The organism is Metapseudomonas cellulosilytica (assembly GCF_049334135.1).
In the GTDB taxonomy this organism is placed as follows: domain Bacteria; phylum Pseudomonadota; class Gammaproteobacteria; order Pseudomonadales; family Pseudomonadaceae; genus Metapseudomonas.
In genome coordinates this window covers 53,813-73,417 of the sequence record NZ_JBHZGN010000011.1, presented here as the reverse complement: position 1 = coordinate 73,417, position 19,605 = coordinate 53,813, and the positions used below count along the sequence as shown (strand labels likewise).

Genomic DNA, 19,605 nt, shown 5'->3' with positions numbered 1-19,605 from the left:
TTGGCTGGGAGTCGCTTTTTTGTAGGGGCGAATTTATTCGCCAACCGGTCCGCAGGACCGGCCTGCGGACTTGCCGGGGAAGCTGCGCATCCCTTGGCGAATGAATTCGCCCCCACAGGGTCGAGGCCCGCCGGTGGGAGAGTGTTTGCCGTCCCGACCAACGAAAAAAAGCCCGGCCCCTTCGCAGGGGCCGGGCTTTTTGACGAGAGGTGCGGGCATCCTTGCCCGCCGGGGGAGGGGCCGACGGCAGACCCCGTTTCCAATCAGGCCCCTTGCGGGGTTTCGCCGCGGGCCAGGCGCTTGTTGATGTCGTCGATCACCGCCGGCAGCTCGGCGATGGTGTCGATCAGGTAGTGCGGGCGGGAGGCTTCGAACATCTGGCCGATGCGCGCGCGCTCCTGGTCCAGCTTGTCTTTCGGTAGCGCCTTGAACTGCTCATAGGTCAGGCCCAGGGCGTTGCCGGAGCAGGTCAGGGCCACGGTCCACATGCCGGCGCTGCGGCCTTCGAGGATGCCCGGCCAGGTGTCGTCCACCTTCACGCAGGCGGCGACGTCGTTGATGCCGAGGGCGATCACGTTGGCCAGGGACTGCGCCGGGTACGGGCGACCGTTGGGTACTTCGTCGGTGGCCACCACGTGGTCCGGCTGGTAGCCGTTCTCGCGGGCCAGTTCCACCACCTTGGCCATCACCACCGCCGGGTAGCCGGAGCAGGTACCGATCTTCAGGCCCTTGTCGCGCAGGGTGGCGATGGCGTCGAGGGCGCCGGGGATCAGCGCCGAGTGCAGGCCGATCTTCTCGATCTGCAGCGGCATGAAGCGCTCGTAGATGGCGGTGACGTCATCGTCGGTCGGGGTGCGGCCGAAGGCGGCGCGGTAGCGTTCGGCGATCGCCGGGATGTCGCAGAGGGTGCGGATGTGGTCCCACTTGCCCATGCCCATCGGGCCGCGGGCCTCCTCCAGGGAGACGGCGACGCCGAACTCGGCGAAGGCCTCGACGAAGATCTGGGTCGGCGCGAAGGAGCCGAAGTCGACGACGGTGCCGGCCCAGTCGAGGATGGCGGCTTGCAGGTGGGTGGGTTGCTTGTAGTGCATGGTGATCGCTCCAGCGGATTGCAGTTGAGTAAGGGAATTCAGGATTTGGCGCCGGCCAGGGCCGGTTGACCGGAAGCCGGGACGCTGTCCGGCGCTTTCAGGGTTTGCGGGCGGCTGTTCCAGAAGGGCACCAGCATCAGGCTGGCCAGCAGCGCCGCGGCGGTGAACACCAGGAACACGGTGGTGGTGTCGAAGTAGCCCGGCAGCAGGCCGCCGAGGATGGCGCCCACCGAACCACAGCCGTTGACGAAGCCCGCGGCGGTGCCGGCGCCATCCTGGGTGCCGAAGTCGATGGCGGCCGAACCGCTGATCATCGAGTCCGGTCCGTAGAGGGTCATGCCCATCATGAACAGCAGACCGACCACCAGGTACAGGCTGCCGCTCTGCATGGCCGGGACGAAGAGGGCCAGGCACGCGGTGAGGGCGATCAGGCTGAGCACGCAGGCCGGCATGCGGCGGGCGCCAAACAGCTTGTCCGAGGCGTAGCCGATCAGGATCGGGCCCACCAGACCCGCGACTTCGAAGGAGGTGGGGACAATGGCCGAGGCGACCTTGCCAATGGCCGGCATGCGTTCGTAGACGATCACCGGCCCCCACAGGAGGATGGCGTAGCGCGCGGGTTTCAGCAGGAAGTAGGCCAGGCCCAGGACCAGGACGGTGCGGTTCTTCAGCACCTTGCGCAGGGCGTTCCAGTGGCTTTCACGCGGCGCGTCGCGCTTGTCCTGCGGCTCGGCTTCCGCTTCCACGGGCGGCAGGCCGACGTCCTGCGGGCGGTTGCGTTGCAGGAGGAAGAACAGCACGGCGACGCCGAATACCACCAGGGCGCTGGAGATGAATGCCATGCGCCAGTCATGGAACACCTCATAGGCCCACCAGCCGGCGAAGGGCGTGGCCACCAGGCCGCCGAAGGCGTAGCAGGTGCTCCAGTAGCCGAGCACGCGGCCACGCTCGCGGGTGGCGAAGAAGCTGCCGATGTTCTTGCACAGGCCCGACCAGCCGGTGGACTGGGCGAGGCCCTGGACCACCATGCAGGTGGCGAAGATCGGCAGGGTGGCGAAGCTGCCCATGACGACGGCCGCGACAGCCGATATCACCAGGCCGCCGAGCACCACCACGCGCGGACCGAAACGGTCGGCGAAGATGCCCCAGGTGAACTGGCCGATGGCATAGGCGGTGAGGTAGAGGGCATCGAGGTTGGCCATCGCGGCCTTGTCGAGTTCGAAGCTCGGGTCTTCGCCGATGCCGAGCTTGGCGACGGAGAAGGCCTTGCGGGTGAAGTAGAAGGCGGCGTAGGCCAGCCAGGTGATGAGGAAGATCTGGACGCGCCAGCGCTGGAGGGACTTCCAGCCGCTTTGCAGGTTTCCTGCGTTGTTGTTCATGGTTCTGACCCCGTGTGGGTTTGCCGGACAGTGCAAATAGGGAGGTTGTTGTTGTTTTGCTGCTGGGCTGTCTAAACGCACGACCTTGGTCAGATGGCAGCGGCCGTGGCGTCAGGCGGATGGATGGGATTCGGCGCTAGTCTTGGCTCCTGCCCGGCGCGGCCGAGCGGCTGATTTACTACAGAGATGTTTCAGAAAGAGGTCACCACACCACGCTCCCCTTACCCGCAACGGGACCGTCTCAGGACGGTGGGTGACCTTGAATGGGTCTGCCGTTCGACTTCGGCAGCCGTTTCGGAGGGTTACTTCATGTCCACGCCCATCACCTCGAGGGTGTCGGCGATGGCGCGCAGCAGCTGGCGGACGATGTGTTCGTCGATCTGGCCGATGCAGCCGATGCGGAAGCTTTCGGCCACGGTCAGCTTGCCCGGGTAGATGATGAAGCTGCGGGCCTTCAGCTCCTCGTAGAAGCGCTTGAACTCGAAGTTCGGGTGTTCCGGGCTGAAGAAGGTGGTGATGATCGGCGACAGCCAGCGGTCTTCCAGCAGGGTCTTGAAGCCCATCTCGCGCATGCCGGCGACCAGCACGTCGCGGTTGTTCGAGTAACGCGCCAGGCGGCCCGGTACGCCACCTTCTGCGGCGTGCTGTTCCAGCGCCGCGCGGAAGGCCACCACGCTGTGGGTCGGCGGGGTGAAGCGCCACTGGCCGGTGCGCTCCATGTAGAGCCACTGTTCGTAGACATCCAGGGCCAGGGAGTGGGCGCGTCCCTTGGCGGCTTCCAGCACCGAGCGGCGGATGATCACGAAACCGAAGCCGGGGATGCCCTCGATGCACTTGTTGGCCGAGGACACCAGCACATCGAGGGCCACTTCATTGACGGTCAGCGGCACGGCGCCGAAGGAGCTCATGGCGTCGACGATCAGGCTCTTGCCATGGGCCTTCACCACATCGGCGATTTCGCGCAGCGGGTTGAGGATGCCGGAACTGGTCTCGCAATGGACCAGGAAAACGTTGGTGACGTCCGGGTTGGCTTGCAGCAGGGCGTCCACTTCCTCCGGTTGCGGCGGCAGGTAGTCGCCCTTGTCCAGGGTGAGGTAGGCGCGGCCCAGGTAGTCCAGGGTCTTGGCGGCGCGCTGGCCGTAGGCGCCGTTCATCAGGATCAGGCACTTGCCATCGCGGGGGATGGCGGTGGCCAGGGCTGCTTCCACCGAGAAGCTGCCGCTGCCCTGCAGGGGCACGCAGGCGAAGCTGTCGTCCTGCACGCCGGCCATGGACAGCAGTTCCTGGCGGACCTCGGCGGTCACCAGGTTGAAGGCGCCGTCCCAGGAGCCCCAGTCGCGCAGCATGGCTTCCTTGGTGGCCTTGGAGGTGGTCAGCGGGCCGGGGGTCAGCAGGTAGGGCTCGCCGAGGGCCGGGGCGGCCAGGGGCTGGGTGGAGGTGGGGAATTCGGCTTTGGTCATGATCGTCTCCAGCGTCTTTGTTCTGGTGAGGGCGCGTTGCGATGGAGAGATAAAACCAATTTGCTAGAAATAAAAAAAATCGATTTATAGTATTTCAAAAATAACTAGAGCTTATTTATTGGAGGACAGGCGGATGGCGGTTTCCCAGGCGCAGCTCAAGGCCTTCCATGCCGTGGCGGTGCACGGCAATTTCACCCGCGCGGCCGAGGCCCTGTTCCTCAGCCAGCCGGCGGTTTCCGACCAGGTGCGCAAGCTGGAGGAGCGCTTCGGCATCCTGCTGTTCAACCGCAACAAGCGCTCCGTGCAGCTGACCGACCTCGGCGAGCGCCTGCTGGCCATCACCCAACGGCTGTTCGCCGCCGAGTCCGAGGCCCATGAGCTGTTGTCCACCTCGCGAGCGCTGGAAACCGGCAGCCTGACCCTGGCCGTTGATTCGCCGGTACACCTGTTGGGGCACATCGCGCGGTTCTGCGAGCGCTATCCGGGCATCCGCGTCAGCCTGGTTACCGGCAACAGCGACGAGTGCCTGCGCAGGCTGCAGGAGTACAAGGCGGATTTCGCGCTGCTCGGCCGGGTGGTGGAGGACGACAGCCTGACCACCCAGGTGCTGAGCAGCGATCCGCTGGTGGCTTTCGTCGCCCATTCGCACCCCTGGGCGGCGCGGGAATCCATCGTCCTCGCCGACCTGGACGGCATGCCCATGGTGCTGCGCGAACGCGGGTCGATGACGCGGCAGATACTCGAGGACGAGATGCAGCGCGCGGGGCGCTCCATCCGTCCGGCCATCGAGGTCGAAGGCCGCGAGGCGACCTTCGAGATGGTCGCCGCGGGCCTGGGCGTTGGCGTGGTCTCGGCGGCGGAAGTGGGCGCCAGCGCCAATGTCCATGTGCTGCCGATCCGCGACTGCCTGCAGCGCATGACCGAAACGCTGGTGTGCCTGCGCGAGCAGGGCGCGCGGCGGATCATCGAGGCGTTCCTGGAGACGGTCCGCGGGCGCCGCGCCTAGGCCCGGCGGCGCTGGACCGAATCGAGTTTGCCCTGGAAGGCGGCCCGCAGGTCCTCGGTGGGCGGCGGCGTGAAGCGCAGCCGGGCGAACAGGTTGTTCAAATGCCGGCCCATCAGTTGGCTGGCCCGCTCCGCGTCGCCTGCCGCCAGGGCCTCCACTACGGCCTGGTGTTCGTCGCAGGCGGCCTCGCTGTAGGCGCGGCTCCGGCTCAGGGCAATGCTCAGCGCGGCACGGCGCAGCAGTTTGGCGAGGAAGTCCGGCAGCCAGGGGTTGCCGGAGTGCTCGGCCAGGCGCAGGTGAAAGCGGTTCGCCTGGTCGATCAGGCCGGCATGGTCGCCGGCGGCCAGGCACTGCCGCTGGCGTTCGACCATGGCGCGCAGATCGTCCAGTTGCCCCCGCGTGAGGCGATTGCCGATCAGGCGGATGGCCTGGGACTCGATCATCAGGCGCGCTTCCAGCAGCTCGCGGGCGTGTCGCTCGCAGGGGCGGGCGATGGAGGCGACCTGGTTCGGCGCCAGCTCCACCGCGCCTTCCTCGGCCAGGCGGCTGAGGGCGCGCTGCACGGTGCCGGTGCTGACGCTGAAGATGCGGCCGAGGGTCTCCTTGCTGAGCCGGGTGCTGGGCGCCAGGCGGCGGTCGAGGATTGCCGTGTAGAGGGCTTCGTAGACCAGATGTCCGGGGGCGCGGGTCTGGCCCTGGAGATCTCTGCCGATCGGGGCGGAGATTGTGATGTTGGTGTCGTGCATGGTCCCACCTCGCATCGCGTGAAGTGTCGACTGGGTGGCCCCGGTTTCGGGGCCGTGTGGGGGCGGCGTGGGCGCCGCGTCAGGTCTCTGGCAAACGCAGGTCGATGTTCAGCCGCACGCCCTCGTTGAGGATGTGCTGGCGCATCGCCCGGCTGGCCTGCTCGCTGTCATGGCGGCGAATGGCGCGCAGGATGGTCTCGTGTTCCTCGAGCACCTGCTCGGCATGCTCCGGGCTGTGCAGCACCCTTCCCTCGCTCTGCTCCAGGGCCGTGCCGATCTGCCGGGACACGCTGAGGAAGATGGGGTTGGAGGTGATCGCCACGAGCTTGCGGTGAAAGGCCGAATAGGCGCTCGCCAGGGCCGTGGGATTGCGATCCTCCACCGCCTCGCGCATATCCAGCACCAGCAGGCGCAACTGGCTGAGGGCGTTGTCGTCCACCGTCTGCGCCACCAGGCCGACGATGAAGGGTTCCAGGGCATAGCGCAGTTGCAGCACGTCCCCGGTGGTCGCGGCGCTCGGCACGGGCACTTCGGCCAGCGGCTGGCCGCGGCGCTCCAGCACCATCACGCCCTTGCCCGGCAGCGAGCGGACCACGCCGAGGGTTTCCAGCACGGTGATGGCCTCGCGCAGGCTAGGGCGGCTGATCTCCAGCTGCTCGGCCAGTTCGCGCTGCCCCGGCAGCATCTGGCCGGCGGCCCACTGCCCCTGTTCGATGGGTTCGAGCAGCTTCTGCACGATCGAGTTGACCAGTTTGGATGACGAGAACATTTAACCTCCCTAATGCGTGGAATCCGTCGACGAAGCGGCGCCCCGAGTGGAGCGCCAGCCGCCGTCAGGCATCCGTTTTCCCCGGTCTGACCAGTTGGGTGCGCAGCTGCATGGAGCCGTCATCCTGCCCGTTGCCGCCGCCGGCAAGCACGTCCTGGGCGCGCTGCAGGTCGATGTCGTTTTCCCAGCGGGCGATGGTGACGGTGGCGACGCAGTTGCCGATGAGGTTGGTCAGGGCCCGGCCGATGCCCATGAACCAGTCGACCGAGAGTACCAGCACCAGGCCGGCGGCGGGGATGGCCGGTACGGCGGTCAGGGTGGCGGCGAGGATCACCAGGGCCGAGCCCGGGATGCCGTGGGCGCCCTTGGAGGTGACCAGGGACACCAGCAGGATGGTCAACAGGTCGCCGGCGGACAGCGGCGTGCCGGTGGCGTGGGCGATGAACACCACGGCCAGGGTCAGGTAGATGGAGAAACCGTCGAGGTTGAAGGAGTAGCCGGTGGGGATCACCAGGCCGACGGTGGAGCTGCGGATACCCAGGCGTTCAAGTTTGCGCATCACCTGCGGCAGCACGGCATCGGACGAGGCGGTGCCGAGCACGATCAGCAGTTCCTCGCGGAAGTAGCGCAGGAAGGGCAGCAGGGGTACGCCGCACAGGCGCAGCACGCCGCCGAGTACGACCAGCACGAACAGCGCGCAGGTGAGATAGAAGACTGCCACCAGGGCGCCGAGATGGCTGAGGGATTCGATGCCGTAGCGGCTGGTGGTGAAGGCCACCGCGCCGAACACGCCCAACGGCGCCAGGCGCACGATCATGCCCATGATGCGGAAGATCACGTGGCTGACTTCGCCGATCAGCTTGGAGACGCCGCTGGCCTGTTCACCGACCAGGTTCAGGGCGCTGCCGAACAGCACGGCGAACAGCAGCACCTGGAGGATGTTGTTCTCGGCGAAGGCGCTGAAGATGGAGGAGGGGATCAGGCCGAGGATGAACTCCACGGGGCCGTGGAGGTGCGAGCCGCCCGAGGTGTAGGCCGCGGCATCCTTGCCGGACAGGTTGGATAGGTCGATGTTGGCGCCGTCGCCCAGCCCCATGCCATAGGCCACCGCCAGGCCGAGGACCAGGGCGATGGTGGTCAGCACTTCGAAGTAGATCACCGACTTCAGGCCGATCCGCCCGACCTTCTTCAGGTCGCCCGCGCCGGAGATGCCATTGACCACCACGCAGAACACGATCAGCGCGATGAGCATCTTGATCAGTTTGATGAATCCGTCGCCCAGGGGCTTGAGTTGGGAAGACAGCTCGGGGAGCGCGACGCCGCAGAGGACGCCGATCGCCAGGCCAATCACGACTTGCAGGAATATCGAGCGGGAGCAGAGCTTCAGAAGCATCGGGGTGGTCTCCGTTCGGCGCATTCGCCTGGTCCCGCCGGGTGCGGAGGTGAGGGGGGCGAATGCATTAATTGTTGTTGTGGTATTACCGGTCAGACCAGTGCAGCCTAGGGCCAATCCCGGGCACTTGGCAAGCGCCATTTGTCATGGTGCGCAAAGGGGGCCCGCCGACCTTTTGTCCCGGGTTGGGGTCGAACGGCGGCAGCGGGAGGCCGTGCCGGCCTCTGGGCGCCGGAGGCGGCCGCTGTGCTAACCTGCGACAAGTTTTTTCCGGGCCGGGGCGGCCCGTTTCAGAGGTCATCCATGCATATCCACATCCTCGGCATCTGCGGCACCTTCATGGGTTCGCTGGCGGTGCTGGCCAAGGAACTTGGCCACCGTGTCACCGGCTCCGACGCCAATGTCTACCCGCCCATGAGCACCCAGCTCGAGGCCCAGGGCATCGAGTTGATGCAGGGCTATGATCCCGCCCAGCTGGAACCGGCGCCGGACCTGGTGGTGATCGGCAATGCCCTGTCCCGCGGCAACCCGGCGGTGGAGCATGTGCTGAACAAGGGCCTGCCCTACGTCTCCGGCCCTCAGTGGCTGGCCGATCACGTGCTGCAGGGCCGCTGGGTACTGGCGGTGGCCGGGACCCACGGCAAGACCACCACCACCAGCATGCTGGCCTGGGTGCTGGAGCACGCCGGCATGAGCCCGGGCTTCCTGATCGGCGGCGTGCCGCAGAACTTCGGCGTTTCCGCGCGCCTGGGTGGCACCCCCTTCTTCGTGGTGGAGGCCGACGAGTACGACAGCGCCTTCTTCGACAAGCGCTCCAAGTTCGTCCACTACCGCCCGCGCACCGCGATCCTCAACAACCTGGAATTCGACCACGCGGACATCTTCCCCGACCTCGCGTCCATCGAACGGCAGTTCCACCACCTGGTGCGGACCATCCCCGGCGAGGGGCTGATCATCCACCCGACTTCCGAACCCGCCCTCAAGCGCGTGCTGGAGATGGGCTGCTGGACGCCCGTGCAGACCACCGGCGAAGGTGGCCAGTGGCAGGCGCGCCTGCTGGCCGAAGACGGCTCGCGCTTCGAGGTGTCCTTCGACGGCGTCGTGGCCGGCACCGTGGAGTGGGAGCTGACCGGCCAGCACAACGTCGCCAACGCCCTGGCCACCCTGGCTGCCGCCCGCCATGTGGGCGTGGTGCCGGAACTGGGTGTCGCCGCCCTCAGCACCTTCAAGAGCGTCAAGCGGCGCATGGAGAAGGTGGCCGAGGTGAAGGGCGTGACCATCTATGACGACTTCGCCCACCACCCCACCGCCATCGCCACCACCCTCGACGGCCTGCGCAAGCGCGTGGGGGACGCCCCCGTGGTGGCGGTGATCGAGCCGCGCTCCAACTCCATGAAGCTCGGCGCCCACCGCGACGGCCTGCCGGATTCGGTGAAGCTGGCCGACCAGGTGTTCTGGTACGCGCCGCCGAACCTCGGCTGGGACCTGGCGGGGACCGCCATGGCCTGCCCGGTGCCGGCGCAGGTCTGCACCTCGCTGGAGAGCATCATTGCCGAGGTCAAGGCGCTGGCTCGTCCCGGCACCCAGGTGGTGATCATGAGCAACGGCGGTTTCGGCGGCCTGCACGGCAAGTTGGCCAAGGCCCTGGCAGAGTAAGGAGCGGTCATGAGCGGACCTTCCCGCATCACCCTGGCGATGACCGGTGCCTCGGGCGCCCAGTACGGCCTGCGCCTGCTGGACTGCCTGATCCAGGAAGACCGCGAGGTGCACTTCCTGATCTCCAAGGCGGCGCAACTGGTGATCGCCACCGAGACCGATGTGACCCTGCCGGCCAAGCCCCAGGCGATGCAGACCTTCCTCAGCGAATACACCGGCGCCGCGCCCGGGCAGATCCGCTGCTACGGCAAGGAGGACTGGATGGCGCCGGTGGCTTCCGGTTCCGGCGCGCCGGGGGCCATGGTGGTGGTGCCCTGTTCCACCGGCACCCTGTCGGCCATTGCCAGCGGCGCCTGCAACAACCTGATCGAACGTGCCGCCGATGTGGCCCTGAAGGAGCGCCGCCAACTGATCCTGGTGCCGCGCGAGGCGCCTTACTCCAGCATCCACCTGGAGAACATGCTCAAGCTCTCCAACCTCGGTGCCGTGATAGTGCCGGCCTCGCCGGGCTTCTATCACCAGCCGCAGACCATCGACGATCTGGTGGACTTTGTGGTGGCGCGTATCCTCAACCTGCTGAATATCCCGCAGGACATGTTGCCGCGTTGGGGCGAGCATCATCAGGGTGTCGATGATTAAGGCCGTGGCCACCACCCTGCTGGCGCTGGCCATGTTGCAAGGCTGTGCCAGCGTCGGCACGCTCGATGCGGCCAAGCCGGGGGCGCCGCTCATCTATTCCGGCACCCGTCTGGACTGGTATTCGCTGAACGGCGGTTGCTGCCCCGTGGACAAGTTCGGTGCGGAACCACCGCGTTACCCGGCCATCGACCTGCCGGCCAGTGCCTTGCTGGATACGCTGCTGTTGCCCTTTGCGGTGGCGGCGGAACTGGGCGTGGGGTTGGGGGTTACCGGCGGGTACTGAGTCGTTCCCCGTAGGTCGAGTTCGGATGGGTCGGGCGGCGTTGTCCGCATGGGTATCGCTCCGCTCCACCCATCCTACGGGGCTGAGGCATCCCCTCGTAGGGTGGAAATCCCGGTAACGGATTTCCACCGCAAGATACGGCGCGGTGTCATGTTCGGGAGTTTCCGGCGGGGTCGGCAGAAACCTGTAGGAGCGGTCCTCAGGCCATTTCCTGGCACACATCCACCCACTGCGCTTCGACCAGCTCGGCCAGATGGTCCGGGGCGATGCGCACCGCGCTGTGGATGGCGCCAGCCGCGGGCAGGATCTCGTCGAAGGCTTGCAGGGAGCGGTCGCAATAGACCTGCAGCGGGGTGGCCAGGCCGAAGGGGCAGACGCCGCCCACCGGGTGGCTGGTCAGCTTTTCCACCGTCTCGGCGTCCAGCATCCTGGCCTTGGCACCGAAGGCTTCCTTGAACTTGCGATTGTCGATGCGGGCGTCGCCCCGCGCCACCACCAGCACGGCGTCTTCACCGACGCGGAAGGCCAGGGTCTTGGCGATGCGGCCGGGCTCCACGCCGTGTGCCTCGGCGGCCAGGGCCACGGTGGCGGTGCTGGTCTGCAGTTCGATGATGTCGATTTCGGGCGCCTTTCCGGCAAGGAAGGCACGTACCGATTCAAGACTCATGGGCGATCCCTCTGTAAAGAGCCGAATCCTTGAGCAGTGGCTGGCGCGGCGTCAACCGCGCATCAGGCCGCCAGGCCGCGCACTTCCGCCAGGCTGTCGGCCAGGCCGTAGCGCCCCTTGCCGTCACGTACCACGCGGCCCATGGCGATGGCCGGGTCGTGGGTGAAGACCAGGCGGCCATTGCGCGCCAGCAGGTCGGCCAGCAGGGCTTCCTTCTCTTCGATCAGGCCTTCGGGGAAGCGGTCGTAGCCCATGGTGATGGGCAGGTGCACCCAGGGCGCGCCGGGGATCAGGTCGCCACTGAACAGTACCGGGCCGTCGGGCATGTCCACTTCCGGCAGGAGCTGGCCGGGGGTATGGCCGTCGCTCCAGTGGAAGCGCCAGCCGGCGCCCAGGCTGGCGCTGCTGCCACCTTCCTCGATCAATTCCAGGCGGCCGCTGTTTTCCAGCAGTTCGAGCAGTTCCGGGATGTAGGAGGCGCGGTCACGGGGATGGGGCTTGCAGGCCCGTTGCCATTGGCGGCGGCCGGTGACGAAGCGGGCATTGGGGAACAGCAGGCGCGCCGGCTGGCCATCCTCCCAGGGGGCGAGCAGGCCGCCGGCGTGGTCGAAGTGCAGGTGGGTGAGCAGAACGACGTCTATGTCGGCGTCGGTCAGGCCGGCCGCGGCCAGGCTGTCGAGCAGCACGTGGCGTTCTTCCTGGACGCCGAAGCGCTGCTTGAGCTCGGGGGAGAAGAAGGCGCCGATACCGGTTTCGACCAGTACGTTGCGGCCGGCGTCCTGGACCAGCAGGGCACGGCAGCCGAGGTCGATGCGGTGCTCGGCGTCCGGCACCATCCAGCGCTCCCAGAGGGCACGGGGGGCGTTGCCGAACATGGCGCCGCCATCGAGTTTCTGGCTGTTGCCGAGCAGGGTGGTGAGGGTACGCATGACGGGGCTCGCATCCGGAGGCGGGGCGTCAAGGCTAACCGCTGCCTCCACGCCTGCCCAGTCCCCGCTCGTCAACGGCCCAGGCGACGCAGGTCATCCGACTCGATAACGCGCACGCCGCTTTCCTCTTCCAGCGCCAGGCGCCAGAGCGCGCGCGCCAGGGTGCAGGCACCGATCCCGCGGTACTTGCCCGGCAGCCAGCGCATGAACAGGGCGGCCAGGCGCTCGCCGAAGCGGAACTCGCCGCGCGGCCCCATCAGCAGTGATGGGCGGGCGATGGTCAGCTGCGGCCAGTCCATGGCTTTCAGCGCTTCTTCCATCTCGCCCTTGACCCGGTTGTAGAAGACCGGGGAGGCGCGATTGGCGCCTAGCGCACTGATCACGATCAAGTGCCGGGCGCCCAGCTCACGGGCGCGCTCGGCGAAGGTCAGGACCATTTCCAGGTCGACCGAGCGGAAGGCGTCCTGGGAACCGGCCTGACGGATGGTGCTGCCGAGGCAACAGAAGGCCGTATCGATGCGCCCGTGCAACTGCGGCAGCAGTTCGAGCAGCGGGCCTACGGGATTTTCCAGGTGCGGGTGCTCGGCCAGGGGGCGGCGGGTCGGTGCCAGTACCCGCGCCACGGTGGGTTCATTGAGCAGTCGGTCGAGCAGGTGCTCGCCGGTGAGTCCTGTGGCGCCGGCAAGCAGAATGCGCTGGGGCGTCAGATGCATGCTGTTTCTCCACTGATACAAACTGAGCTTAGTGGCTACGAGCGGTTTTGTCGGGGCCCGCGGCACGCTGCGCGGTCAGGGCCTCTTCGGCCTGGTGCTCGCGCAGTGCCCGCCAGCGGGTGGTGACAGCCTTGGGCGCCCAGATCTGCGGCTCCGAGGCTTCGAAGTCGTCGGCCTTTTCACGTTCCGCGACCTTTTCCTTGGCGATACCGAAGGCCCGCTCCAGGTCGTCGGTCTCGCTGAAGGCGTCGGCGAACAACGCACGGCCGAAGTAGGTGAAGTCGTTCTCCTCGGAGCAGCCGAAGGAAACCCGGTCGGAGCGGGCAGCGGTCATGATCAGGGTCCTCTCATCCTTCAGTGGCGGGATGAAGCCGCCGGAATAACAGGCGGAGATCACCAACACCTTGTACCTATCCTTGAGAGGGGCGAGCAGGCTGGCGAGTTCCTGCGCCGGGAGGTGGCCCAACTGGAGGCCGGGTTGTTCCAGGGCCAGCTCGTGGGTCGGCGAGCCGTGACTGGTCAGGTAGAGGAACACCAGGTCCTCCGGGCCGCTGCGCCGGGCGACGGCCCGGATGGCGCGGGACAGGCTCTCGCGGGTGGCCAGCGGGCGGTCGGCCATGTGCTCGCGGTGGTTGACCAGGGTGATCTGGCCGAAGGCGCCAAAGCGTTCGGCCAGGAGTTTCGAGACGTAGTCCGCTTCGCGCAGGAACACACTCTGGCGGCCGTCGCCAGCCAGGGCGATGGAGTAAAGCTCCACCTCCGGGGTGGACGCCGGCAAGGCATCGATCGCCTGGTCGAGCAGGCGGCCCTGGGCCAGCAGGCCGAGTTCCAGCGGGTCGGGGAGGGCCTTGCCCTGTTCATCGCGGATGCGCGTGCCGTCCTGCCAGACACCGGATTCGTGCTTGCCGCCAGGCAGGGTCAGGCTGCCGCTGCCGCTGTACAGGCCGTCGTTGAAGTGGCCCTGGTAACGGCTGCCGTCGGCCAGGGACAGCTTGCCTTCGCCCTGGTAGCGCCAGTGCTTGAAATGGCCCTGGTAGTGACTGCCGTCGGCCCCGATGAACTCGCCCTGGCCGGCCAGGTTGCCTTCCTTGAACCTGCCGCTCCAGACGTCGCCGTCGGCGCTGCTGAAGCGGCCCTTGCCGTCGAACAGGCCGTTCTTGAATTCGCCGATGTAGTGGGAGCCGTCTTCGCCCTGGTAGGCGCCCTGGCCGTCCAGCTGGCCGCGGTGGAAGCGACCGCTGAAGCGATTGCCGGCCTCGTCGGTGCGTACCCCTTCGCCATCCGGCTGGCCGGCGCTGAAGAGCCCCTGGTGATTGCTGCCGTCGGGCCATTCGAGGATGCCGAAACCCTGGTACTTGTCGCTGTGGAATTGCCCGCGGTAGGTGACGCCGCCCTGGCGCAGGGTACCTTCCCCGTCGAACTGATTGTGGGCGAAGCCGCCCTCGTAGGTGGTGCCGTTGCCGTAGGCGAGACGCCCCTGGCCATGGAACAGGCCGGCCCTGAATTCGCCGACATAGACCAGGCCGTTGGGGCCGTGCCATTCGCCTTGGCCTTCGGGCTGGCCGTCTTTGAACTGCCCCTCGAACCAGGTGCCGTTGTTGTAGTCCAGGCGGCCCGGCCCCTGCAGCAGGCCGTCGACCAGCTCGCCGCGATAGCGGGAGCCATCCGGCAGGCGTGCGTCCGGCGGGGTGAGGGGTTCCCCCTCGCCACAGGCCGCGAGCAGCAGGGCGAAGGTGAGGGGCAGAAGCGGCTTCATCGGGGGTCCTTGCGCAGGCATCTGCCAATCAGTGTGGCGCAAAAAAGCCCGCGATTGCGGGCTTTTTTGGGCGGACGGCTTCTGGCTCAGACGAAGCAGAGGCTCAAGGACTCGGCAATGTAGGCGGGCTTCTGCTGGCCTTCGATCTCCAGGGTGCAGAGGGCCTTGATCAGCCATTGGCCAGGATTCTTCTCGGTGACGTCGCTCACCTTCACCGCCAGGCGCACGCGGGAATCCACCCGCACCGGCTGGATGAAGCGCACGGTGTCGAGGCCGTAGTTGACCACCATCTTCACGCCTTCGGGCATGACCAGCAGGCCGTCGATCAGCTTGGGAATCAGTGACAGGCTGAGGAAACCGTGGGCGATGGTGGCGCCGAAGGGCGTCTGCTTGGCGCGCTCCGGATCGACGTGGATGAACTGGTGATCTTCGGTGCATTCGGCGAACTGGTCGATGCGCTGCTGATCGATGGTCACCCAGTCCGAATGCCCCAGCTCCTTGCCAACGTAGTTCTTCAGTTCCGCTACTGGTACGAACGCCATACGTCATCCTCCGTGGATGCAGTGTTGTAATAATTCTTCTGGTGCGGGGTCCGGCCGCCCCGTCTTGCGTTGCAGGGCGTAGATCAACATGCCTGGCTGGACCGGTCAAGGCGCAATGGCCCCTGCGAATGGCGGGTTATAGCGCGGCGATGGGCGGGCCTATAATGCCGCCGTCCCGGCCGAGGCGTGCCCGGCCGGGCCTCATCCATGGAGATTTTCATGCTGTTGCGCGGACTGACCTGGCTGGTGCTGTTCCAGCTGATCGGCAGCGGGCTCAACGCCCTGTTCCTGTCCATGCTGCCCGGACCCATCATCGGTCTGGTGCTGCTGTTCTGTTACCTCCTGGCCCGAGGCGAGGTGAGCGAGCCACTGAGCCTCGCCGCCAGCAGCCTGCTGCGCTACCTGCCGCTGTTGCTGGTGCCGCCGGCGGTGGGGGTGATGGTCTATGCCACGGCCATCTGGGCCGACTTCTGGGCCATAGTCGGGGTGTTGGTGCTTTCCCTGCTGGTCACCTTCATCTTCTGCGGTTGGCTGATGCAGAAGCTCATCGAGCGCCAGGCGCGCCATCGGGAGGACATATGAGCCTTCAGTGGCAGGCCGCCATCGACGCGGTGGTGCACCATCCCCTGTTCGGATTCGGCGTGACCCTGGCGGCTTATCAACTGGCGCTGGCCGCTTACGAGAAGACCCGCTGGGTGTTCCTGCAGCCGGTGCTGCTTTCGATGCTGCTGCTGATTGGTGTGCTGCTGGCCTTTGGCATCAGTTACCAGGAGTACCGCCAGAGCACCCAGCTGCTGACGGTCTTCCTCGGCCCGGCCACCGTCGCCCTGGCGGTGCCGCTGTTTCTCAACCTGCGGCGGATACGCCAGCTGTTCTGGCCCACACTGCTGACGCTGGTGTTCGGTGGGGTCTTCGCTACGCTGTCGGTAGCGCTGTTGGGCTGGTGGTTCGGCACCGAACGGATGGTATTGATGACGCTGTTGCCGAAGTCGGTGACGTCGCCCATCGCCATGCTGGTGGCCGAGCAGCTCGGCGGCGTGGCCGCCCTGGCGGCGGTGTTCGTGCTGATTACCGGCGTGCTTGGCGCCATACTCGGTCCGGAACTGCTGCGCCGCTGCGGTGTTCATCATCCGGCCGCCCAGGGCATGGCCCTGGGGCTCACCGCCCACGCCGTGGGTACCGCACGGGCGCTGCAGGAAGGCGAGGAGTGCGGCGCCTTCGCCGCCCTGGCGATGAGCCTGATGGGTGTCGCCACCGCGGTCCTGCTGCCGCTGGCCGTGGCCATGATTGCTTGAGGTCGATGCATGAAGTTGCCGTTGTTTCCGCTCAACACCGTGCTTTTCCCGGGGTGCACGCTGGACCTGCAGATCTTCGAGGCGCGCTATCTGGACATGATCGGGCGCTGCATGAAGCAGGGTGAAGGGTTCGGCGTGGTCTGCATCCTCGAAGGTCAGGAGGTGGGCGAAGCCGCCAGTCGTTTCGCTGCCGTCGGGTGCGAAGCGCTGATCCGCGACTGGCAGCAGCGGCCCAACGGCCTGCTGGGTATCCGGGTCGAGGGCGGCAGGCGCTTCCATGTCAGCTCGGCCGAGGTGCTGCGTGACCAACTGACCCTGGCCGAGGTTGAGTGGCTGGTCGATGAGCCCGAACGACCGCTGGGCGCAGAGCACGCCGACCTGGCGGCGCTGCTCAATGCCCTGGCCGAGCACCCGATGGTGCAGGGGCTGGGCATGGGCGGTGTGGTGGAGGGGCAGCAGGCCCTGGCCAACCAGCTGGCCTACCTGCTGCCGTTTCACCTGAAAGAGAAGCAGCACCTGCTGACCCTGGCCGATCCCGACGAGCGCCTGGATTTCCTGCAGGGATTGCTCGACCGGCTGCAGGGCGAGTCCATCGCCTGAGGCGTGGAAGAGGGCGCTGCGGCCTCACTGACTGGGTCGTGCCCGCTTGGCGCCCACTTGCGGCAGGGCTGCGCCCTGCTTGGCGAATGAATTGGCTATGCCTGCGTTAAGTGCTGCTAGAACGTCCTGAGCCAAGCTGATTATCGAGTGGGCGGCGAGTCTCTGTTTCGCCCTCCCGGCGAGTCTCTTTTGGCAGTCGTCGGAATGCCGCACCACCCAAAAGAAACCAAATGGCTTGCCCCGGCATCCGGCCCCGGCTGCACCGGGGTGACCAGCCTTCGGCTGTTACTGCGTTTCCCTCGCTCCATCGTTGCTCCGGGGGCCCCGCACGCCTCTCGCGGCATCCATGCCGCTCGTCCCCCTGCGCAACGCTTCCGCTCGGCCTCCTGACGGGGCGCAGTCGCTGCCCCACCTCTTCTGCACAAGTTCAGACAATGACCAGGCATCAGGATTGCCGCGCCCGGCCAGGCGCGAGTCACCCCTCTCCCTATGGGAGAGGGGCCGGGGGTGAGGGAGGTGTCAGGCTAGTGCGGAGGCCTGAAAGCCCCGTGTTAGAGGCCTCAATTCAATGCTGCAACAGCTAGCGCAGACATAGCCAATGAATTCGCCCCTACAGGCACCTGAAAGCCATCACCTAGTAGCTGTAGCGCGCCAGGGCTTCCGGCAGCGCCCAGGTGGCGACGCCGCCGAGCAGGGCCAGGCAGGCCGGCAGCACCAGCAACCAGACCCGCGAGCTCATGGCCGTCAGGGGCGCTGCACGCTGCATCAGTGCCAGGCCGGCAGCCGTGATGCCGCCGGCCAGCAGCGCGCCGGCGAGGATGTCTGTGGGCCAGTGTACGCCGAGGTAGACCCGCGACAGGGCGATGGCCAGGGCCGGCAGGCAGGCCAGCAGCAGCCAGGTCAGGCGCAGGCGCCCCGGCTGGTCGCGACCGGCGAGAATCCCCAGGACCAGGAAGAAGGCGAAGGCTGCCGAGCTGTGGCCGCTGGGGAAGCTGAACGTGCTCAGCGGCTCGTGGAGAATCTCCGGCCTTGCCCGCGCGAAGAGGTGCTTGAGGCCGGTGTTGGCCAGTGCCGTGACCACCAGTGCGCCAATGGAAAAGCAGGCCGCGCGCCATTGGCGCAGCACCAGCAGCAGGGTACCGAGCAGGGCGCCGGCGAGGAGCTGGGTCTGGAAGTCGCCCACCCGGGTGATCAGTACCATCATCCGGTCCAGGCTGGCGTGGCGCTGCTCCTGGACCAGTGCCATCAGGCCCTGGTCCAGCGCCTGCAGGTGCGGCCAGCCGATCAGCAACGCGCCAAGGGCGGCCAGGCACAGCCCGGCCGCCAGTGGATTGGCCGAACGCTTTTCCTGCAGGATGCTGTGGATGATCAGGCCGAGCACGGCCACCACCACCACTATCACCACCCCGGCCTCGCCCCAGAAGCCTTGCGGCAGCGGCAGGCGCAGGGCCGCGCCGGTGGCCCAGCCGGGCACCAGGTAGGCCACCGCCCAGCCGGCGGCGGCCAGCATGCTCACCGCGACGAAGCGAGGAAAGGGCATGTCGAGCATGCCCGCCACCATCGGCAGCATGGGGCGCAGCGGGCCGATGTAGCGGCCCACCAGCAGGCTGGCGACACCGTAGCGATGGAAGTAGTTCTCGGCGCCGCTGATCCATTCCGGGTGATCGCGCAGCAGGGGCAGGCGGCGGATGTTCTGGTGGAAGCGCCGGCCCAGTCCGTAGGAGATCAGGTCGCCCAGCAGGCCACCGAAATAGGCCAGCGCCAGGGTTTCCCAGAGCTCCAGGGCGCCGCTGCCCGCCATCACCCCGACGGCGAAGAGCAGGGCGACACCGGGGACCACGATGCCGGCGATGGCCAGGCACTCGATGCAGGCGATCAGGAAGATGGCCAGGCCCAGCCACTCCGGGTTGGCGCCCAGCCAGGCGGTGGCCTGGTCGAACCATTGACTCATGGGTGGATATCCTCGATCAGCTGGTAGTCGCGTCCTTCGAGCTGCCCGCGGCGCAGCGGATTGCGCGTGCAGAAGCGGGCATAACCGGCATCGACGAAGCGGTAGGGCAGGTGTTCGTCACGACCATGGGGGATGCCCAGGCGGGAGGTCTGGATGATGGCAGCCGGGCGTTCGCCGACGTCCTCGACGAACAGGCGCTGGCAGTCGAAGCGCTGGCCGTCCCAGTCCGGCACCTTCAGGCCGAGGGCCTTGCACAGCAGGGTCTGGCCGGCGCAGAGGCGCTCGGCCGGTCGCGCCTGACCCTTTGCGTCGGGGTTGTTGCGTTGCATGGCGGCCAGGGCGTCGGCGGGCGAGATGGCGTCGACCCAGGGGTGGCCCGACTTGATCAGTACTGCGTTGCCGGCGCCATTGGCGCTGAAGTTCAGCGAGTCGCCGCCACGGGCGTAGTACATATAGATGTGCCCGCCATCGAGGAACAGCGCGCGGCGCTTGTGGGTGTAGCCGAGCGAGGCGTGGCTGCCCTTGTCCACCAGGTAGTAGGCCTCGGTCTCGATGATGCGGGCGGACAGCCAGCGGCCATCGACGCAATGGCGGATCACCTTGCCCAGCAGTTCCCGCGCCACCAGTTGGGCGTCGCGGTCGAAGAAAGCGTCCGCCAGCGGGCGGGCGCCGGGCCAGGGCAAACTTAGGATGGGATCGCGGGACATGGGGCTGTCGCTGGGTTCCGGCT

20 protein-coding genes are annotated in these 19,605 nt (G+C 67.1%); 7 read left to right on the top strand and 13 right to left on the bottom strand.

What is annotated here, in order from left to right; all coding sequences use genetic code 11:
- Positions 1–263 precede the first annotated feature (263 nt).
- The 3 genes from phnX to ACFW0H_RS15545 form a co-directional block, all read right to left on the bottom strand.
- Positions 264–1,091: a phosphonoacetaldehyde hydrolase gene (phnX, locus tag ACFW0H_RS15555; RefSeq protein ID WP_422914789.1), complete on the bottom strand. Its 828-nt coding sequence runs from the start codon at positions 1,089–1,091 to the stop codon at positions 264–266.
- 38 nt (positions 1,092–1,129) lie between these two features.
- The gene (locus tag ACFW0H_RS15550; RefSeq protein WP_422914788.1) at positions 1,130–2,470 is read right to left on the bottom strand and encodes an MFS transporter; all 1,341 of its coding nucleotides are present in this window, start codon (positions 2,468–2,470) and stop codon (positions 1,130–1,132) included.
- Positions 2,471–2,772: 302 nt separating this feature from the next.
- Positions 2,773–3,930, bottom strand: a complete 1,158-nt coding sequence (locus ACFW0H_RS15545; RefSeq protein WP_422914787.1) for a 2-aminoethylphosphonate--pyruvate transaminase — start codon at positions 3,928–3,930, stop codon at positions 2,773–2,775.
- 133 nt (positions 3,931–4,063) lie between these two features.
- Here ACFW0H_RS15545 and ACFW0H_RS15540 point away from each other — a divergent pair, with 133 nt between their 5' ends.
- Positions 4,064–4,936, top strand: a complete 873-nt coding sequence (locus ACFW0H_RS15540) for a LysR substrate-binding domain-containing protein (protein ID WP_422914786.1) — start codon at positions 4,064–4,066, stop codon at positions 4,934–4,936.
- Here the strand turns inward: ACFW0H_RS15540 and ACFW0H_RS15535 are convergent.
- The 3 genes from ACFW0H_RS15535 to ACFW0H_RS15525 form a co-directional block, all read right to left on the bottom strand.
- Complete coding sequence (locus tag ACFW0H_RS15535) at positions 4,933–5,682, bottom strand: GntR family transcriptional regulator (RefSeq protein WP_422914785.1); 750 nt, start codon at positions 5,680–5,682, stop codon at positions 4,933–4,935. The genes ACFW0H_RS15540 and ACFW0H_RS15535 overlap by 4 nt on opposite strands.
- A 79-nt stretch (positions 5,683–5,761) precedes the next feature.
- Positions 5,762–6,451: a FadR/GntR family transcriptional regulator gene (locus tag ACFW0H_RS15530; RefSeq protein WP_422914784.1), complete on the bottom strand. Its 690-nt coding sequence runs from the start codon at positions 6,449–6,451 to the stop codon at positions 5,762–5,764.
- A gap of 64 nt (positions 6,452–6,515) precedes the next feature.
- Positions 6,516–7,844 (bottom strand): C4-dicarboxylate transporter DctA, encoded by a 1,329-nt coding sequence (locus ACFW0H_RS15525; RefSeq protein WP_422914783.1) that lies wholly within the window; start codon positions 7,842–7,844, stop codon positions 6,516–6,518.
- 303 nt (positions 7,845–8,147) lie between these two features.
- On the opposite strand from ACFW0H_RS15525, the gene mpl reads away from it, so the two are divergent.
- From mpl to ACFW0H_RS15510, 3 genes are read left to right on the top strand one after another with little or no spacing between them, the layout of a single operon-like run.
- Entirely contained in the window at positions 8,148–9,500 is a 1,353-nt protein-coding gene (mpl, locus tag ACFW0H_RS15520; RefSeq protein WP_422914782.1) for a UDP-N-acetylmuramate:L-alanyl-gamma-D-glutamyl-meso-diaminopimelate ligase, read from the top strand.
- 9 nt (positions 9,501–9,509) lie between these two features.
- Positions 9,510–10,139, top strand: a complete 630-nt coding sequence (gene ubiX / locus ACFW0H_RS15515) for a flavin prenyltransferase UbiX (protein WP_422914781.1) — start codon at positions 9,510–9,512, stop codon at positions 10,137–10,139.
- A complete protein-coding gene (locus ACFW0H_RS15510) occupies positions 10,132–10,422 on the top strand; it encodes a YceK/YidQ family lipoprotein (protein WP_422914780.1) in 291 nt (96 codons plus the stop codon). Before ubiX ends, ACFW0H_RS15510 begins: the two co-directional genes overlap by 8 nt.
- A 199-nt stretch (positions 10,423–10,621) precedes the next feature.
- Here the strand turns inward: ACFW0H_RS15510 and ACFW0H_RS15505 are convergent, their stop codons facing one another.
- The 5 genes from ACFW0H_RS15505 to ACFW0H_RS15485 all read right to left on the bottom strand — a co-directional run bounded on the left by ACFW0H_RS15505 (position 10,622) and on the right by ACFW0H_RS15485 (position 15,029).
- Positions 10,622–11,089 carry a YbaK/EbsC family protein gene (locus ACFW0H_RS15505; RefSeq protein WP_422914779.1) on the bottom strand — a complete coding sequence of 156 codons (468 nt, stop codon included), beginning with the start codon at positions 11,087–11,089 and terminating at the stop codon, positions 10,622–10,624.
- A 62-nt stretch (positions 11,090–11,151) separates the two neighbouring features.
- The gene (locus ACFW0H_RS15500) at positions 11,152–12,018 is read right to left on the bottom strand and encodes an MBL fold metallo-hydrolase (RefSeq protein WP_422914778.1); all 867 of its coding nucleotides are present in this window, start codon (positions 12,016–12,018) and stop codon (positions 11,152–11,154) included.
- A 71-nt stretch (positions 12,019–12,089) separates the two neighbouring features.
- Positions 12,090–12,731 (bottom strand): oxidoreductase, encoded by a 642-nt coding sequence (locus ACFW0H_RS15495; RefSeq protein ID WP_422914777.1) that lies wholly within the window; start codon positions 12,729–12,731, stop codon positions 12,090–12,092.
- A 28-nt stretch (positions 12,732–12,759) separates the two neighbouring features.
- Complete coding sequence (locus ACFW0H_RS15490) at positions 12,760–14,487, bottom strand: C13 family peptidase (protein WP_422914776.1); 1,728 nt, start codon at positions 14,485–14,487, stop codon at positions 12,760–12,762.
- 86 nt (positions 14,488–14,573) lie between these two features.
- Positions 14,574–15,029, bottom strand: a complete 456-nt coding sequence (locus tag ACFW0H_RS15485) for a MaoC family dehydratase (protein WP_422914775.1) — start codon at positions 15,027–15,029, stop codon at positions 14,574–14,576.
- A gap of 219 nt (positions 15,030–15,248) precedes the next feature.
- On the opposite strand from ACFW0H_RS15485, the gene ACFW0H_RS15480 reads away from it, so the two are divergent.
- Genes ACFW0H_RS15480 through ACFW0H_RS15470 form a run of 3 tightly spaced genes read left to right on the top strand, consistent with a single transcriptional unit; the run spans position 15,249 to position 16,924 of the window.
- Entirely contained in the window at positions 15,249–15,611 is a 363-nt protein-coding gene (locus tag ACFW0H_RS15480; protein ID WP_422914774.1) for a CidA/LrgA family protein, read from the top strand.
- A complete protein-coding gene (locus ACFW0H_RS15475; protein ID WP_422914773.1) occupies positions 15,608–16,324 on the top strand; it encodes an LrgB family protein in 717 nt (238 codons plus the stop codon). Before ACFW0H_RS15480 ends, ACFW0H_RS15475 begins: the two co-directional genes overlap by 4 nt.
- Positions 16,325–16,333: 9 nt before the next feature.
- Positions 16,334–16,924: an LON peptidase substrate-binding domain-containing protein gene (locus ACFW0H_RS15470; protein ID WP_422914772.1), complete on the top strand. Its 591-nt coding sequence runs from the start codon at positions 16,334–16,336 to the stop codon at positions 16,922–16,924.
- Positions 16,925–17,558: 634 nt separating this feature from the next.
- On the opposite strand, the gene ACFW0H_RS15465 is transcribed toward ACFW0H_RS15470, so the two are convergent.
- Together ACFW0H_RS15465 and ACFW0H_RS15460 are read right to left on the bottom strand one after the other, a co-directional pair.
- Positions 17,559–18,875: a bifunctional DedA family/phosphatase PAP2 family protein gene (locus tag ACFW0H_RS15465; protein WP_422914771.1), complete on the bottom strand. Its 1,317-nt coding sequence runs from the start codon at positions 18,873–18,875 to the stop codon at positions 17,559–17,561.
- The gene (locus tag ACFW0H_RS15460; protein WP_422914770.1) at positions 18,872–19,582 is read right to left on the bottom strand and encodes a DNA-3-methyladenine glycosylase; all 711 of its coding nucleotides are present in this window, start codon (positions 19,580–19,582) and stop codon (positions 18,872–18,874) included. The genes ACFW0H_RS15465 and ACFW0H_RS15460 overlap by 4 nt, the downstream gene beginning before the upstream one ends.
- Positions 19,583–19,605: the final 23 nt, after the last annotated feature.

What these genes read in the sequence shown, in the direction of transcription:
- phnX (WP_422914789.1), bottom strand. Translation starts at nt 1,091, where the DNA reads ATGCACTACAAGCAACCCACCCACCTGCAAGCCGCCATCCTCGACTGG.
- ACFW0H_RS15550 (WP_422914788.1), bottom strand. Translation starts at nt 2,470, where the DNA reads ATGAACAACAACGCAGGAAACCTGCAAAGCGGCTGGAAGTCCCTCCAG.
- ACFW0H_RS15545 (WP_422914787.1), bottom strand. Translation starts at nt 3,930, where the DNA reads ATGACCAAAGCCGAATTCCCCACCTCCACCCAGCCCCTGGCCGCCCCG.
- ACFW0H_RS15540 (WP_422914786.1), top strand. Translation starts at nt 4,064, where the DNA reads ATGGCGGTTTCCCAGGCGCAGCTCAAGGCCTTCCATGCCGTGGCGGTG.
- ACFW0H_RS15535 (WP_422914785.1), bottom strand. Translation starts at nt 5,682, where the DNA reads ATGCACGACACCAACATCACAATCTCCGCCCCGATCGGCAGAGATCTC.
- ACFW0H_RS15530 (WP_422914784.1), bottom strand. Translation starts at nt 6,451, where the DNA reads ATGTTCTCGTCATCCAAACTGGTCAACTCGATCGTGCAGAAGCTGCTC.
- ACFW0H_RS15525 (WP_422914783.1), bottom strand. Translation starts at nt 7,844, where the DNA reads ATGCTTCTGAAGCTCTGCTCCCGCTCGATATTCCTGCAAGTCGTGATT.
- mpl (WP_422914782.1), top strand. Translation starts at nt 8,148, where the DNA reads ATGCATATCCACATCCTCGGCATCTGCGGCACCTTCATGGGTTCGCTG.
- ubiX (WP_422914781.1), top strand. Translation starts at nt 9,510, where the DNA reads ATGAGCGGACCTTCCCGCATCACCCTGGCGATGACCGGTGCCTCGGGC.
- ACFW0H_RS15510 (WP_422914780.1), top strand. Translation starts at nt 10,132, where the DNA reads ATGATTAAGGCCGTGGCCACCACCCTGCTGGCGCTGGCCATGTTGCAA.
- ACFW0H_RS15505 (WP_422914779.1), bottom strand. Translation starts at nt 11,089, where the DNA reads ATGAGTCTTGAATCGGTACGTGCCTTCCTTGCCGGAAAGGCGCCCGAA.
- ACFW0H_RS15500 (WP_422914778.1), bottom strand. Translation starts at nt 12,018, where the DNA reads ATGCGTACCCTCACCACCCTGCTCGGCAACAGCCAGAAACTCGATGGC.
- ACFW0H_RS15495 (WP_422914777.1), bottom strand. Translation starts at nt 12,731, where the DNA reads ATGCATCTGACGCCCCAGCGCATTCTGCTTGCCGGCGCCACAGGACTC.
- ACFW0H_RS15490 (WP_422914776.1), bottom strand. Translation starts at nt 14,487, where the DNA reads ATGAAGCCGCTTCTGCCCCTCACCTTCGCCCTGCTGCTCGCGGCCTGT.
- ACFW0H_RS15485 (WP_422914775.1), bottom strand. Translation starts at nt 15,029, where the DNA reads ATGGCGTTCGTACCAGTAGCGGAACTGAAGAACTACGTTGGCAAGGAG.
- ACFW0H_RS15480 (WP_422914774.1), top strand. Translation starts at nt 15,249, where the DNA reads ATGCTGTTGCGCGGACTGACCTGGCTGGTGCTGTTCCAGCTGATCGGC.
- ACFW0H_RS15475 (WP_422914773.1), top strand. Translation starts at nt 15,608, where the DNA reads ATGAGCCTTCAGTGGCAGGCCGCCATCGACGCGGTGGTGCACCATCCC.
- ACFW0H_RS15470 (WP_422914772.1), top strand. Translation starts at nt 16,334, where the DNA reads ATGAAGTTGCCGTTGTTTCCGCTCAACACCGTGCTTTTCCCGGGGTGC.
- ACFW0H_RS15465 (WP_422914771.1), bottom strand. Translation starts at nt 18,875, where the DNA reads ATGAGTCAATGGTTCGACCAGGCCACCGCCTGGCTGGGCGCCAACCCG.
- ACFW0H_RS15460 (WP_422914770.1), bottom strand. Translation starts at nt 19,582, where the DNA reads ATGTCCCGCGATCCCATCCTAAGTTTGCCCTGGCCCGGCGCCCGCCCG.